Origin of the sequence: Rhodococcus sp. NPDC057014 (genome assembly GCF_042673295.1) — a bacterium.
In the GTDB taxonomy this organism is placed as follows: domain Bacteria; phylum Actinomycetota; class Actinomycetes; order Mycobacteriales; family Mycobacteriaceae; genus Rhodococcus_F.
In genome coordinates this window covers 1-14,835 of the sequence record NZ_JBHUSF010000014.1, presented here as the reverse complement: position 1 = coordinate 14,835, position 14,835 = coordinate 1, and the positions used below count along the sequence as shown (strand labels likewise).

Here is a 14,835-nt window from a genome sequence, read left to right as displayed (position 1 = left end):
GGTGAAATGGTCAGCTGGCCGGGAACGCGCTGCGGCCGCCGGACAGCACGGTCTCCGCCGTCTGCAGACCCAGACGGTCACGCAGGGTGCGCCGCGGGTCCTGGGGAATCGGCGCCCGCCGAACCGCGGCGAGCAGGGCGGGCAGATCGGCGGCGGTGAACCCTCCGACGATCACGCCGTCGGCTTCCGTCGCAGGCGGGGTGCTGCCTGGTGTCCATTGCCGGTCGATGAGCAGCACCTGGTCCCGGGCGGCGTCCGGGTCGAAGTGCGCGCGGTATCGGCGCACCGAGTCCTCGTCCGGAAGGATCACCGCGTCGGCGGTGCGCCGCGCGGCGATCTGTTCGGCGTCGGTCGCGGGGCGCCAGAAGACGGGCGGCTTGCGTTGCGGCGGTTCGGGAACATTGAGCGGGCCCGACACGGCGAAGATGCCCGTGTGATCGATGTGGACGATCCGTTCGGAGTCCGCGAAGATGCCGCGCTCGGCGTCGTCGACGATGCTGTCGCCGGGCCAGCTCTCCCACAACTTCCGGACGACCGACACGGCATCGACGGCCGCGTCCACCGGGCCCGACCCGATCAGCCAGCCGGCCCTGCCGCGGGATCCGTGGTCGAGCGAGCCGAGCCGGCGCGCGAGATTGAACGGGTGATCGCGAACCACGGCGCCGGTCACCACCACTCCCACCGAACTCGTGTGCCGGGCCAGGACGGTGGCGGCCACCGTCGCATCGATCCTCGGCTCCACCTCGTTCGTGTGGTCACCACCGAGAACGAGGAAGTCGATTCCCGACTCGTCGATGCTGCGCCCGAATTCCTCTCGCCGCGCCTGCTGCCTCGGGTCGAGCACGTGGGTGACGACGGCGGCGTCGAGCTGCAGTCCGACGACGGTATGGCGGCTCATGACGGTTCCCCTCTCCGCGATTGCCTCTCACCTTCCCAGAGCGTCACGCCCCGGACGAGCATTGCGCTCAGTGTGATTGTGGACGCGGCGCCGGATGAAACATTGTGTTCCACAGCGGTACTCACTTACGCTCGGTCCACGTGTCGTAGAACCAGGGCACGGAGTTGGCTGCATTGCGGAAATCGTGGATGTGCGGGGCCACGGCGAAGATCTGGGTGTCGAGCAGAAGCGGGATCGTGTAGGCGTTGTCGATCACGTGATCCTGGATCTGTTCGATCAGCGCGATCCGCTTGTTCCGGTCCGTCTCGGTGACCTGCGACCGCAGCAGGCCGTCGAGATACGGGTCGTTGCCTTCGAGCTGGAACAGATCCCCCTGGTCGCTGTCGTAGTTCTGGGTCAGCCGGAAGGTGTCGGCCGTGGGCCACCCGTTGCGGCGCAGGCTCAGTTTCGGATCGGCGGTCGCCTTCGGGTAGTTCGCGAAGTCGGTCTGCCTCAGCTGCAGCGAGATTCCCACCGCACGGAGCTGTCGCTGGACGAGTTCGTACAACGGTTTCGACGTGTGGTCGTAGACGTCGATGTACAGGCTGAGCTCGAGTGGCCTGCCGTCCTTCTGCCGGATCCCGTCGGCATCCCGCGCGGTCCAGCCCGACGCGTCGAGCCGGCGGTTCGCTTCGTCCGGGTCGAACCGCACCTCGTCGGAGCGGTCCTTCCACCCCAGCGCACCCTCGGTGATGATGCTGTTCGCGGGTTTCCAGTTGTCCGAGTACAGGGTGGACACGATCTGGTCGCGATCGATTCCGTACATCAGCGCCTTGCGCACGTTGACGTCGTCGACGAAATCGGCGGTCTGCCGCACGTCCAGGACGTTGGCCAGACCCGGGGTGCGCAGTCCCAGAACGGTGAATCCCTCCTTCCGCAGCAGGGCCTCGTCCGGCGGCTGGGTGTACCGCAGGGCGTCGCCCTCCCCGGAACGCAACGCACCCACGCGGATGCTGTCCTCCTCGATCGGCACCACCGTCACCGAGTCCAGGTACGCCTCGCCCTGATGCTTCGCGGTGGCGGGCGCCCAGTCGTACCCGCGACGCTTGACGAGTCGGATCTCCTTGTTCGGGATCTCCGACTCCGCGACGAACGGTCCGCTGCCGATCAGATTGGTCACCACCGACTGGTCTTCCTTGCTCGCGTCGATGGTCGCGTCCGCGACGAGCCCGGCCGTGTTCATCGACAACGCCGCCAGGAAGGGGGCGTTCGGTTCCGCCAGGTGCACGGTGACCGTGCGGGCGGCCGCGTCCGTGTCGACCGCCGTCACCTTTGGGAACCACGCGTTGCGGGGAATCCCCTTCGGCTTGTCACCCTCGGCCAGCCATTCGATGTTGCGTTTCACGCTGGCGACGTCCAACGGGGTGCCGTCACTGTAGGTGACGCCGTCGCGGATGACGAACTGGTAGGTGGTTCCCGGGTCGTCGACCGTCCAGCTCTGCGCGATCCACGGCTCGAATTCGAACGTCTCCGGATCCTGGTACACCAGTCGGTCGAGAAGCTGATCCTTGACGAGACTGTTCTGCCAGTACGACACCTGGATCTGCATCGACGCCGTCACCTCGGCGTCGAGGTACACGAGGTCTCCCCCCGGCTTGACCTGCGAAGCCGTCTCGGTGGCACCGTGCGCCTGAGTGCACGACGCCACCACCACCGCCGTCGCCGCGATGCACGCCGCCAGGCGGAAGCGTCCGAACCTGCGTGCCATGAACCGTGAACCTCCGGGTTGTGTGAAGTGGCGTCGAAAACTGGAAAGCATTCAGACGGCGAGCGGAATCCGGCCGGGGACCGCATCGATCAGGCGCGCCGTGTACGGGTCGGCCGGGTTGCCGAAAACCTCGGCGACCGAACCGGACTCGACGAGGCGTCCGTGTTCGAGCACGGTCACCGTGTCCGAGATCTGACGGACCAGGCTCAGGTCGTGGGAGATGAACAGGTACGTCAAACCGAGTTGGGCCTGCAGATCCACGAGAAGGTCGACGATCTGCGCCTGCACGGTGACGTCCAGCGCCGACGTCGGCTCGTCGAGCACCAGGATCTTCGGGGCGAGGACGAGCGCCCGTGCCAGCACCACTCGCTGACGTTGACCGCCGGAGATCTCCAGGGGCCTGCGCCCGAGCACCTCGGCCGGCAGCGCGACCTTGTCCAGCACGTCACGCACCGCGGAGTGCCTGCTCGCCCGGTCACCCGATCCGGCGATGCGCAGCGGCTCCTCGATCACGTCGGCGATGGTGTAGCGCGGGTCCATCGCGGCCAGCGGATTCTGCTGCACCGTCTGCAGCACCCGGGAATTCTGGCGGTACGACCGCGGATCGGTCTTCAGTGGCCGGCCGTCGACCAACACCTCACCGGAGTCGAACGTGCTGAGTCCGGCGACGATTCGCGCGGTGGTGGTCTTGCCGGAGCCCGATTCGCCGACCAGTGCGTGGGTACTGCCACGGGCGACGGAGAACGACACCGAGTCGAGTGCGGCCACCGTCGCCTGCCCGCCCTTGCCGCGCCTGCCGGTCGCGAACGTCTTCGTCAGGTTCCGGACCTCGAGCAGTGGTGTCGCCACGCCCGCCCCGGTGTTCCGGCCGGCGTACTTGCCGGGCGAGAGTGCGGGCGCGTCGCTCATGAGCTGCACGGTGTACGGGTCCTTCGGGTGATCCAGGACGTCGCCGGCGGGTCCGGCCTCGCGGACGCGGCCCTCGTTGAGGACCAGAACCGAATCGCTGTGGTCGCGTACCAGTGCCAGGTCGTGGGTGATGAACAGGATGCCGAGTCCGAGTTCGTCCTGCAGGTCGGCGAGGAGGTCGAGAATGCGCTTCTGCACGGTGACGTCGAGCGCCGACGTCGGCTCGTCCGCGACGAGCACCGCAGGCTCGACCGCGATCGCGATGGCGATGAGCACCCGCTGCAGCTGGCCGCCGGACAGCTGGTGCGGGTACGCGCGTGCGCGCTCGGCGGGATTGCGGATCCCCACGCGGTCGAGCAGGCGCGTCACCTTCGACCGGACGTCCCGGCGGGTGGCCCGCCCGTGCACGAGGAGGGTCTCCGCCACCTGGTCGCCAACGCGTTGCAGGGGGTCGAGGGAACCGAGCGGATCCTGCGGCACGAACCCGATGGTGCCGCCCCGCAGGTCGCGCCACTGCTTCTGCCCGTACCCGGTCACGTCCCGGCCCAGGATGTGCACACTCCCGGACGAGATCCGGCCGTTGCCCGGCAGGAGTCCGATGGCGGCCCGCGCGATGGTCGTCTTCCCCGACCCCGACTGCCCGACCACGGCGAGCGTCTGCCCCCGCTCGAGGTGAAAGCTCACGTCGTTCACCACCTGTGCGGCAGGCAGGTGCGGGGAGTCGGGCGCGTACTCGATGTGCAGGGACCGGGCGACGATCAACGGACCGCCGTCCCGCTGCCCGGCAGAACTCGTGACCGGTGCTTCCGCGACCGTTGTCATCAACCCACCTGCTTCCGGACGATCTGACTCAACTTGCCGACGCTGAGCACGGTCAGGATGATGACCACGCTCGGGAACGCCACCAGCCACGGCGCGGTGGCGATGTAGTTGCGGCCCTCCGCGATGAGGAGGCCCCATTCCGGATTCGGCGGCTGGGCGCCGTACCCGAGGAAACTCAGTGCCGCGATGGAGAGGATCGCGGAGCCGAACTGCAGCGCCGCCAGGGACAGCACCGAGGAGTACGCGTTGGGGAGGATGTGGCGTCCCAGCAGCCAGATCTTACCGGCGCCGAGATGCTCACTGGCCTCGACGAACGGCTGGTGTTTGATCGTGAGGACCTCCGAACGCATCAACCGGCAGAAGACCGCGACGGAGGAGACCCCGACAGCGATTGCGGCGTTGACGGTTCCGAAGCCCAGCGCGACGATGATGGTGATCGCCAGCAGCAGTGCCGGAATGGACAGCAGGACGTCGACGACGCGGCTGACGGCGGTGTCGTAGGCCCGGCCGAAGTACGCCGACGTCAGACCGAGCACACTGCCGACGACCAGTCCGAGGATCACCGCGATGACCGAACCGCTGATGGTGGTCGCCGCACCGTGGATGACGCGGCTGAGCACGTCGCGGCCGATGTAGTCGGTACCGAACGGGTGGCCGAGGCTCGGCCCCTCCAGCGGATGCTCCGGCGACTCGGCGAGCGGATCGAACGGCGCCAGCACCCCCGGCAGCAGAATGCACAGCAGCACCAGGAGCAGGAACACCACGGACAGGACGTCGCCGGCGCTCAGCCCGTGCCTGCGTGCCCATGGCACGCGCGGCGTCGCGGCGGGGCCGACCGGTGCGCGCCGCACAGGCGCGTCGACACTCATGCTGTGACCACTTTCTTGTCCGGCGCGAAGGAGATCCTCGTGTCGATCAGCGGATACGCGAGATCTGCGAGCAGGTTCGCGACCACGAAGATGACCGACACCAGAATCACCACCGCCTGGATGACAGGGGTGTCCTGATTGCGGACTGCTTGTTCGGTGAGATATCCGATTCCGGTGCGGGAGAACACCGTTTCGGTGATGACGGATCCCGCGAGCAGCTCCCCCACCGTGATGGCGACGATCGTGATCGTCGGGATCGACCCGTTCTTGAGCACGTGCCGGAAGATGATCCGGTTCTCCGTCAGCCCCTTCGACCGCAGTACGTCGACATACGGTTGACCCGACGCGTTGTGCAGCCCCTGGATGAGCACCTGCGCGATGGGCGCGGACACGGGGATGGCCAGCGCGATGGCCGGCAGAATCACCGAGCGCACCCCCTCGTCCCGGATGGCGGAGACCAGCCCGAGTTCGAACGCGAAGAACTGCAGCAGCAACAGGCCGACGATGAACGAGGGCGTCGACAGAAACGCCGCCGGTACGGCCCGCGCGGCCTCCCGGACGCGTGCGGCCTTCGCGAACACCGCTGTCAGCGCGATGACGAAGGCGAACACGATGGCGAGCAGCAACGCCGTGGACGCCAGCTTCAGCGTCGAGGGAAGCGCCGAGAACAGCAGGTGTTCGACAGACTTGCCCGACGTCAGCGAATAGCCGAGGTCGCCGTGCACGACCAGTCGTTGCACGGAGAGCGCGAACTGCTCGAACGCCGACTTGTCGAGGTTGTAATAGGCGATCAGCACTTCGGCGTCCTCCGCCGAAATCGGGTTCTCGGGACTGTTGATCTGCGATTCGATCGGGTTACCGGGAAGAACGTTGAGTACGAAGAACACGAGGGTGTAAGACAGGGCGATCACGACGAACGCCTGCCCCACCCTTCGCGCCAAGTACCAGTAGTTCGGTCTCATTGCGCGCACCTTCGGGACATGCTGCCGGATGTGGGAATTCTGCGAAGTTTCTCGCACGGCCACCGTAGGCTCAGGGCCACCGATTATCCGAGTCTTCCACTCGTCCTGATTTCAACACACGGCCTAAATGTCTGGTGTCCAACACCATTCATGCGACCGCCGGCGCGTGCACGTGCGGAAACGGTGTTCCGCTCACGCTGCGGGGAAGGCTGTACGACCCCACCGTCGCCGCCGTAACGTCGCCCGTGTGGTCACCGTCTGGATCGTCGCGGGTGCGTTCCTCCTGTTCCGTGGGGTTCCGGGCGTCCTCGCGCTGTGGCGGTCGCGGTCGTGGACCGGGTCCGAATGCGCGGTCGTCGATGTACGACCCCCGGTCACCTACGCCTACCGGGTCGGGGGCGACGAGTTCACCGGCCGGCGAAAGACATTCGATCCCGGTCCGGGACTCGGCGCCGCCGTGTCCGACGCCGGCAGGAACGAATTCGTTTCCGGACAGGTCCTCTGGCTGTGGTACGACCCGCAGGATCCGCGGGCCAGCGTCCTTCGGCGCAGTGCGTCCGTATCGATGCTCCTGGTCGCGCTGGGACTCACATCCTTCACCCTCGCGATCGTCGCCCTCTTCTCAGGAGATGCCCCTTGACACCACTAGCGATGACATCACGACAGCAGACCCTCGAACCGACACCGGGAGACCTCGGATGAGTGTGATCCAGCGGAGCAGGACCTTCTACGGACTCGCGCTCGGTGAGCACGTGCTCGTCGACGCCATCCGCCGCGGCCGGGTCGACGAACTCGCCGCGTTCGTCGACCGAACCGGGGCGGACTTCGTCCTCGTCGGCGTCGAACGGGTGTCACGGACCGCTCCGCGGCCCACCGCGGCCCTGTCGCCCAGCGTGTCCGCCGCGGCGCTGATCGCCGCCACCGCCGACGTCGGTGTGTTCGTCACCGCCGTCCCCCACCTCGACCACCCGTACAACCTGGCTCGCCGGCTGGCCTCACTCGATCACACCAGCCGCGGCCGCGTCGGCTGGCTCACCGGCGTGGAGGACCGGTCGGCGCCGGGCAACCTGGCCTCGGCGGGGGTGTGGATCGAGGCCGGGCCGAGTCCCGCGGTGACGACGGACGCGATCCACGCCTCCCGCACCCTGTGGGAGAGCTGGCCGGCCGACACGATCCGTGGACGCCCGGACGACGTGCGCTTCGCCGATTCCGGCCGCATCGTCTATGCCGACCACCAGGGGATCTTCGACATCGCCGGCCCCCTCAACGTACCGGCACCGCCGCAGCAGAAGATCCCCGTGGCGTGGTGGGCGCAGGAGGGCGACGACATCGTCTCCGCAGCAGAGGTTTCCGACATCGTCGTGCTGGCCGGCGGCGACGTCGACCGGCACGGCCCGACCGTGCGTGAGCGCGCCCTGCTGTTCGTCGTCGACGATCCCGACGCCACCGGCGTGGACGGTCACATCGCGACCGTCACCGACCTCGACGCCGGCTTCTCCGCGTGGGCGAAGCCGCCTCGGCCCCGCGGGTACCGGCAGCGGTCGCTCCGGGCGACGCTGCGGCTACCCGATCCGGCGCCTGCCCCGACCGGCCGCCGCCCGGTGTATCCCGGGTAGCGAGCGCACCTTCTGATCAAGTCGATTCTTACACATGACTTTCCGTTTACCCGCGCCTATCGTTTCGGGAGCCCACTGGCCCACCCACAGGCCAGGACTCCCTCCCGGCGGCCGACCCGCGGTGCCGTCATCCGATACAGGTGGTGCAGCATGATCGAAGTTCGGTCCGTCACGAAACGATTCGGGAAGAGAGCCCGCTCCGTCGAGGTGCTCCACGACATCGACTTCACCGTCGGCACCGGCCAGATCGCCGCGGTGATCGGCCAGAGCGGAGCAGGCAAGACCACACTGTCGCGCATCATCAGCCTGCTCGAGCGTCCGTCCGAGGGCCGCATCCTCCTCGACGGAACGGACGTCTCCGGGCTGTCCGAGCGGCGACTGCGGGAACAACGCCGCGCGATCGGGACGATCTTCCAGGCGTCGAGCCTCCTCGCCCGGCGGACCGCCGCCGAGAACGTGGCTCTGCCGCTGGAATTCGCCGGCGTCGGCCGCGCCGAGCGACGGGCGCGGGTGGCGGAACTGCTCGAGCGGGTGGGACTGTCCGACAAGGCCGACCTCTACCCCCGGCAACTGTCGGGCGGGCAGCGGCAACGTGTGGGGATCGCCCGCTCGCTGGCACTGGCCCCCAAGGTCTTGGTGTCCGACGAGGCGACGTCCGGACTGGACCCCGCCACCACCCGATCCATCCTCGCGTTGCTCCGCGAACTGCGCGACGACCTCGGGCTCACGATCGTGCTGATCACCCACGAGATGGACGTCGTCCGCCAGGTCGCCGACGTGGTCACCGTCCTCGACGCGGGACGGGTCGTGGAATCGGGCCCGGTGATCGACCTCCTGCGCGACCCGCGCTCCGAACTCGGCGTCGGGCTGCTCCCCGACCGTTCCCACATCACCGCGGACGACCGGGATGTGCTGTGGCACGTCACCTACGGCTCCGACACCGTCCCCACCAACTGGATCGAGCGTCTCGGCACTGCCACCGGCCGATCGATCGGGGTGCTGTCCGGGACCGTGGAGTCGGTCGGCGGACGCCCCGCAGGCCGGGTCACCATCTCGGTTGCCGGTGACCATCCGTCGGTCGGGGAGCTTCTGTCCTCGTGGGGTCTGCACGGGACACGGGTCGACGACAACGCGCCCGCCCCCGCCACCGAGGAGGAGGCGGCATGAGCGCCGACAGCGTCGTCCTGGCCATCTCGACGCCCGTCGAGGAACTTCCCGAATTGTTCCTGCCCGCCCTGCAACAGACCGTGCAGATGGTCGGGATCACGGTGATCCTGGCGATCCTGCTGGGCACTCCGCTGGCGGTCGTGCTGCACAACACCGCTCCCCGCGGACTGTTTCCCAACCCCGCGGTCAACGCGGTCGCCGGGTGGGTCGTCAATCTCGGCCGATCGCTGCCGTTCCTGGTGCTGATGGCCGCCATCATCCCGTTCACCCGCTTCGTCGTCGGCACGTCGCTCGGGGTGCAGGCGGCAGCCGTTCCGATGACGCTGGCCGCAACCCCGTACGTCGCGCGCCTGATCGAGAATTCGCTGCGGGACGTTCCCCCCGAGGTCGTGGAAGTGGGCCGCGCGTCGGCCGGCTCGAACTTTCAGATCATCCGAAAAGTGCAACTCCACGAAGCGGTCCCGACCATCATCGGCGCCCTGACGATCGCGTTGATCGGCATCCTCGACATGTCGGCGATCGCAGGCGCCGTGGGAGCCGGCGGCATCGGCAACCTCGCCATCGCGTACGGCTACAACCGATTCGACAACACCGTGATGATCACGACGGTCATCGCGCTCGTGGTGCTGGTCCAGGTCATCCAACTCGTCGGCGATCTGGCCGCCCGCCTCACCAACCGGCGCTGAGCCTTTCACTCCCACTCAGATCAGAGGACTACACCCATGACGACTCGACCCCGCTCGGTGACGCGCGCCCGCGCTGTCGCGGCAGGCGGACTGACGGCCACACTGCTGCTCCTCCTGACCGCGTGCGGCGCAGGCGGGGGCAACGACCGCACCGAGGGCGACGGCCCGCAGACCACGTTCAAGATCGGGTACACCGCCGGATCGATCCTCGACGAGAAGCTCGCCAAGGAGGTCGCGAAACTCGCCCCCGACCACGGCATCACCGTCGAACCGGTGCAGATCGAGGATTCGAAGCTGAAGAATCTGGCGGTCTCCCAGGGCGACATCGACGCCAACCACAGCCAGCATCAGGAGTGGATGCGCGTGCAGAACGAGGACGGCAACCTCGGACTGTATGCGGCCGGCGACTGGTACGTCCTGAAATTCTCGGGCTATTCCGAGAAGTTCGACAAGCTCGAGGATCTCCCCAAGGGCGCGAAGGTCGCCATTCCCGACGACCCGTCGAACCAGGCGCAGGCCCTGCAGACCCTGCAGGACCTCGGCCAGCTGACGCTGAAGGACGGAGTCGACCCGTCCCGCGTGACCATCCGCGACGTGAAGGACAACCCGAAGTCGTTCGAGTTCACCGAGGCCGCGCTGGCGCAGTTGCCGCGCACGCTCCCCGACGTCGATCTGGCGCTGGGCTGGCGTTCCAACTTCGATCTCGCCGACGTGTCCGACGACAAGATCGTCTTCAACGCCCCCGCCTACGAGCTGTATTGGATCGAGGTCGTCATCAACGAGAAGAACAAGGACAACCCCGACTTCGCGCCGCTGCTCGACACCTACCACGACCCGCGGATCGGGCAGCTGATCGACAGCGACCCGTTCTTCTCCCGGGTGGCGCAGAGCATCGAATCGGCGCGGGCCACCGACCGCAGCCAGACCAACGTCGACGGCGCCGCCGCGAAGCCCGCCGGCTGATGCCCGCGCAACGAGAGGTCATCCTCAACGTCAACGTGCTGGACGTGGGTTTCCACCCGTCCGCGTGGCGGGCCCCCGATCTGCACCCGACGTCGTTCATCGACCCCGACTACTACGCCGAAGTCGCGAGAATCGCGGAGCGAGGCACGCTGGACGCACTGTTCCTCGCGGACGGTCCCGCGCTCCGCGAGGATCCCGCCGTCAAACCGACCCGGGCGCTCGAACCCACCACCGTTCTCGGGGTGGTGGCGAGCGCGACGGAGCACCTCGGGCTGATCGGCACGGCGTCGACGACGTTCAACGACCCGTTCGACCTGGCGGACCGGTTCCTATCCCTCGACGTCGTGTCCGGCGGGCGAGTGGCGTGGAATGTGGTGACCACGTTCCACGCCGGGACGGCCCACAACTTCGGTCTCTCCCGGATCCCCGACCGCGAGGCGCGGTACCGCCGCGCCTCGGAGTTCGTGGACGTCGTCACGGCGCTGTGGGAATCGGCGGCCACCCGGGTACCGGTCCACCAGGACGGGGAATTCTTCCACGTGCACGGCGTGCTGCCCGTGCCGCCGTCGCCGCAGGGGCATCCCCTGCTCGTGCAGGCCGGCGGTTCGCCGCAGGGCCGCGCGCTGGCCGGACGCAGCGCCGACGCGGTGTTCTCGGCCGAGCTCACACTCGACGCCGGCCGGCAGCACTACCGGGAGGTCAAGGACGTCGCGCGCGCGGCCGGTCGCGACCCCGGGTCGGTGAAGATCCTGCCCGGCCTCGTCACGGTGGTCGGCAGCACGGAGGCCGAGGCGATCGCCCGGTACGAGGACTGGGAGTCCAAGGCCGCCGACGGCTTCTCCGCCGAGCGGCTCGGCGGGATGCTCGGCGTCGACCTCAGCTCACTCGACCCGGACCGGCCGATCCCGGAGGACCTGCTGCTGGCGCCGGTCGACCCGTCGTTCTCCGGTTCCCTCGGGTTCCGGGAAGCAGTCGTGCGGCTGGCATTGGAGAGCCGGTACTCGGTGTCCGAACTTCTGCGCAAGGCAGGCGGTTTCGGGCACCGGCTCGTCGTGGGCTCCCCCGAACAGATCGCCGACACCATCGAGGAATGGTTCGTGGCAGGGGCGGCGGACGGTTTCAACCTGATGCCGGACGGATTCCCCTCAGGCCTCACCGATTTCGTCGATCACGTCGTACCGCTCCTGCGCGAGAAGGGGATCTTCCGGCACGAGTACGCGGAGTCCACGCTGCGAGGGCGCTTCGCTCCCCGTGAGTGGTTGACGAGTGCAGGGACTCGTTAACCACGCACGGGCGGCGGAGCCGCCTACGCGGGTGTCCGGACGACGGTGAGGGCAGACTGCCTGCGGAGGGTGAAACCCAGGCTCTCGTACAGCCGGATCGCCGTCGTGTTCGATTGCGCCGCGTGCAGGAACGGCGTCTCCCCGCGAGCGCGGATACCGGCTCCGACGGCGCGGACGAGACGGGCACCGAATCCGCGGCCCCGGAAACGCTCGTCGGTGCAGACCGCGCTGATCTCGGTCCAGCCGGGCGGGTGCAGCCGCTCTCCCGCCATGGCGACGAGCTCGCCGTCGACCCGAAACCCGAGGTAGGTCCCCATCTCGATGGTCCGCGGAAGGTACGGCCCGGGCCGGGTGCGGCCGATCAGGTCCAGGATTTCCGGAACATCGTCCGCGCCGAGGACCTCGGCGTCCGGGTCCGGTGCGACGTCCAGCGCGGTGCCGTCCATCTGGACCAGGCCGAAGGAGTTCAGAACCTCCCAGCCCGGCGGCGGCGTGTGCCCGAATCCGCGGAGCGCAGCCGTCGCGGACGGGCCGAGCAATGCTGCCAGATCCGCCCAGTCCTCGTCCACCAGGGTGTCCGGGTGGCCGACGTGCGGCGCGACATCCGGGTGATACCGCGCCACCCTGCCCGACCACCGGGCGAAATGCGCGTGCTCGCCGCGCAGGGATTCGCGAATCGCATCGTCCAGAGGATGGACGTCCGTCTCGGCCGGGGCCGTCAGTTCCGTGGTCATCGCGCTCGGTTACGACGCGACGGTGCGGAGCCAGCGGAACCGGCTGCGGTGGAACACGATCGGCTCGATCTCCGACTGCACCCGCAGCTCGTTGATCCGCAGGACCACGATCGCGTGATCGCCCGCGGGCACCTGCTGGGTGACGGTGGTGTCGAGCCACACCGACGCGCCGTCGATGAACAACGCACCGCCGTCGGTGGTCTCGGTGTCGAGGCCCGCGAACCGGTCACCCGTCTTCGCGGCGAGGACCCGGGCGGCCGCGTCGTGCGCCTCGCCGAGCACGCTGATCCCGACGTGCTCGAGGTCCGCGAGCTTCGGCCACGTCGTGGACGTGTTCTGCACGCAGAACGCGACGAGCGGCGGCTCCAGCGACACGGGCACGAACGTGCTCGCCGCCATCCCGACCCGTTCACCGTCGACTTCGGCGCAGACGGCGACGACACCGCTCGGGAAATGTCCGAACGCCTCCCGGAGCGACGTCTTGTCCAGTGTGCCGTCTGCCTGTGTCATGAGAGTTCCGTCCGGGTCCGGGCCGCCGCGGTGAGGATCGAACCCCACCGCTCGGTGTAGTCGGCGATGCGTGTGTCGGTGGTGTAGGTGGTGTCGATGAGGTAGAGGCCCGGCGCGGGGGCGGTGGCGCCCAGTTCGACGAGCACCGGTTTGAGCAGCAGGTCCGGCGCCATGGCGTGTGCCGGGCCGGCTCCGAGCATCAGCGGCACCACCACGACGTCCTTCAGGCCGTCGCCGGTCGCGAACTGGTCGAGGAACAGTTTCAGCACACCCGTGTACGACGCCTTGAACGTGGGGCTGGCGAACACCACCAGATCCGACGACGCGACCGTGTCCACCGCCGCCGCGACCTTCTCGTCGCCCCAACCGAGCAGTCCCGGGCCGAGCTCGATCACGTCGACCGTGGAACTGGCGGCCGCCCCCGTGATCGCGGCCGCGACCAGACCGGCCGCGTCCAGCGTCCGTGAACCGGGCTTGGGATTGCCGGCCACTACCGTTACCTTCATTGCTTCATCACCTTCCACATGTCTACGCTGCCACCCTAGAGCACGCGGCCGGTCCGGTCGAATAGTGCTGGGCAGGAACGGAAGTCGAGCCGGCTCCTTTCGAATCACGTCGATCGAAACCATTCCGCACCGCGCTCGGACGGGCTAATTTGTCAGCGGCCACACTCCGTGGTCAGCCGATCGATCGTGGGGATTTTCCGTGAAGTTCAGCCGTTCTCTCGCCATTGCCGCCGTTCCACTGCTGGCGGTACTGACAGCGTGCTCCGGTGGATCCGGCAGCGCCGACGGCGACACGGTGCGGATCGGAACCACCGAGGCCAGTGACCGCTCGTGGGAGATCTTCGAAGAGAAGGCGAAGGATGCGGGCATCACGCTCGACGTCGTGAATTTCTCCGACTACTCCCAGCCGAACATCGCCCTGTCGCAGGGGCAGATCGACGCCAACCTCTTCCAGCACCTGCAGTTCCTCGGCGAGTACAACACCGGCGCCGACGACGACCTCACCCCGATCGGCGCCACCCAGATCGTGCCGCTCGGCCTGTACTCGCAGAAGCACCAGAGTGTCGCCGACATTCCGCAGGGCGGGGAGATCGCGATCCCCAACGATCCCAGCAACCAGGCCCGTGCCCTGTTCGTGCTGAAGGGCGCCGGCCTGCTCACCCTGACCGGCGACAACCCGTCCCCCACGCCCGCCGACATCGACGCGGGGGCGTCCAAGGTGAAGGTGACGCCGGTCGACGCCGCGCAGACCGCGCTGTCCCTCGCCTCCGTGGACGGTGCGATCGTCAACAACACGTTCCTCGAGCGTTCGGGCATCGACCCCGCATCGGCCCTCTACAAGGACGACCCGTCGAGCCCCGCCGCCGAGCCGTACATCAACACGTTCGTCACCCGCGCCGAGGACAAGGACAACGCGACGTACCTCGAACTCGTGAAGATCTGGCACGACCCCGAAATCCAGGCCGCCGTGCGCGAGGAGTCGAAGGGAACGTCCGTCGAGGTCGAACGGGATGGTGCCCAGCTCCAGCAGATCCTGTCGCGGGTCGAAGAGGGAATTCGTTCGGCCAAGTAGATGACACCGATCGTCCGATTCGAATCCGTCACCAAAACCTTCCAAACCGGAAAGAAGACACTCACCGCCGTCGACGCCGTCGATCTCGCCA

General features: G+C 68.0%; 15 protein-coding genes. 7 read left to right on the top strand and 8 right to left on the bottom strand.

Translation table 11 applies throughout. The features are described 5' to 3' along the window. Positions 1-10 precede the first annotated feature (10 nt). The 5 genes from ACFTZB_RS04900 to ACFTZB_RS04880 form a co-directional block, all read right to left on the bottom strand. Positions 11-898, bottom strand: a complete 888-nt coding sequence (locus ACFTZB_RS04900; RefSeq protein WP_378430364.1) for an LLM class flavin-dependent oxidoreductase — start codon at positions 896-898, stop codon at positions 11-13. 121 nt (positions 899-1,019) lie between these two features. After that, positions 1,020-2,645, bottom strand: a complete 1,626-nt coding sequence (locus ACFTZB_RS04895; RefSeq protein ID WP_378430363.1) for an ABC transporter substrate-binding protein — start codon at positions 2,643-2,645, stop codon at positions 1,020-1,022. Positions 2,646-2,696: 51 nt separating this feature from the next. Then, positions 2,697-4,376, bottom strand: coding sequence for a dipeptide ABC transporter ATP-binding protein (locus ACFTZB_RS04890; RefSeq protein WP_378430362.1), 1,680 nt, complete (start codon positions 4,374-4,376; stop codon positions 2,697-2,699). Next, positions 4,376-5,245 carry an ABC transporter permease gene (locus tag ACFTZB_RS04885; RefSeq protein WP_378430361.1) on the bottom strand — a complete coding sequence of 290 codons (870 nt, stop codon included), beginning with the start codon at positions 5,243-5,245 and terminating at the stop codon, positions 4,376-4,378. Before ACFTZB_RS04885 ends, ACFTZB_RS04890 begins: the two co-directional genes overlap by 1 nt. Then, a complete protein-coding gene (locus tag ACFTZB_RS04880) occupies positions 5,242-6,207 on the bottom strand; it encodes an ABC transporter permease (protein WP_378430360.1) in 966 nt (321 codons plus the stop codon). Before ACFTZB_RS04880 ends, ACFTZB_RS04885 begins: the two co-directional genes overlap by 4 nt. 247 nt (positions 6,208-6,454) lie before the next feature. Here ACFTZB_RS04880 and ACFTZB_RS04875 point away from each other — a divergent pair, with 247 nt between their 5' ends. The 6 genes from ACFTZB_RS04875 (at position 6,455) to ACFTZB_RS04850 (ending at position 11,922) form a co-directional block, all read left to right on the top strand. Further along, entirely contained in the window at positions 6,455-6,847 is a 393-nt protein-coding gene (locus ACFTZB_RS04875; protein ID WP_378430359.1) for a DUF3592 domain-containing protein, read from the top strand. A 58-nt stretch (positions 6,848-6,905) separates the two neighbouring features. Next, positions 6,906-7,823 carry an LLM class flavin-dependent oxidoreductase gene (locus ACFTZB_RS04870; protein ID WP_378430358.1) on the top strand — a complete coding sequence of 306 codons (918 nt, stop codon included), beginning with the start codon at positions 6,906-6,908 and terminating at the stop codon, positions 7,821-7,823. A 150-nt stretch (positions 7,824-7,973) separates the two neighbouring features. Continuing rightward, on the top strand, positions 7,974-8,990 hold the full coding sequence (locus ACFTZB_RS04865) for a methionine ABC transporter ATP-binding protein (protein WP_378430357.1): 1,017 nt from the start codon (positions 7,974-7,976) through the stop codon (positions 8,988-8,990). Further along, entirely contained in the window at positions 8,987-9,676 is a 690-nt protein-coding gene (locus ACFTZB_RS04860; RefSeq protein WP_276135988.1) for a methionine ABC transporter permease, read from the top strand. Before ACFTZB_RS04865 ends, ACFTZB_RS04860 begins: the two co-directional genes overlap by 4 nt. A 36-nt stretch (positions 9,677-9,712) precedes the next feature. Further along, positions 9,713-10,639, top strand: coding sequence for a MetQ/NlpA family ABC transporter substrate-binding protein (locus ACFTZB_RS04855; RefSeq protein WP_378430356.1), 927 nt, complete (start codon positions 9,713-9,715; stop codon positions 10,637-10,639). Beyond that, entirely contained in the window at positions 10,639-11,922 is a 1,284-nt protein-coding gene (locus ACFTZB_RS04850; RefSeq protein ID WP_378430355.1) for an LLM class flavin-dependent oxidoreductase, read from the top strand. Before ACFTZB_RS04855 ends, ACFTZB_RS04850 begins: the two co-directional genes overlap by 1 nt. A 23-nt stretch (positions 11,923-11,945) precedes the next feature. Here the strand turns inward: ACFTZB_RS04850 and ACFTZB_RS04845 are convergent, their stop codons facing one another. From ACFTZB_RS04845 to ACFTZB_RS04835, 3 genes are read right to left on the bottom strand one after another with little or no spacing between them, the layout of a single operon-like run. Next, a complete protein-coding gene (locus ACFTZB_RS04845) occupies positions 11,946-12,656 on the bottom strand; it encodes a GNAT family N-acetyltransferase (RefSeq protein WP_378430354.1) in 711 nt (236 codons plus the stop codon). A 9-nt stretch (positions 12,657-12,665) separates the two neighbouring features. Beyond that, a complete protein-coding gene (locus ACFTZB_RS04840; protein ID WP_072944120.1) occupies positions 12,666-13,166 on the bottom strand; it encodes a flavin reductase family protein in 501 nt (166 codons plus the stop codon). Next, the gene (locus tag ACFTZB_RS04835; RefSeq protein WP_378430353.1) at positions 13,163-13,672 is read right to left on the bottom strand and encodes an NADPH-dependent FMN reductase; all 510 of its coding nucleotides are present in this window, start codon (positions 13,670-13,672) and stop codon (positions 13,163-13,165) included. The genes ACFTZB_RS04840 and ACFTZB_RS04835 overlap by 4 nt, the downstream gene beginning before the upstream one ends. A gap of 199 nt (positions 13,673-13,871) precedes the next feature. Between ACFTZB_RS04835 and ACFTZB_RS04830 the strand changes: the two genes are divergently transcribed. Further along, a complete protein-coding gene (locus ACFTZB_RS04830; RefSeq protein ID WP_378430352.1) occupies positions 13,872-14,744 on the top strand; it encodes a MetQ/NlpA family ABC transporter substrate-binding protein in 873 nt (290 codons plus the stop codon). Positions 14,745-14,835 lie beyond the last annotated feature (91 nt).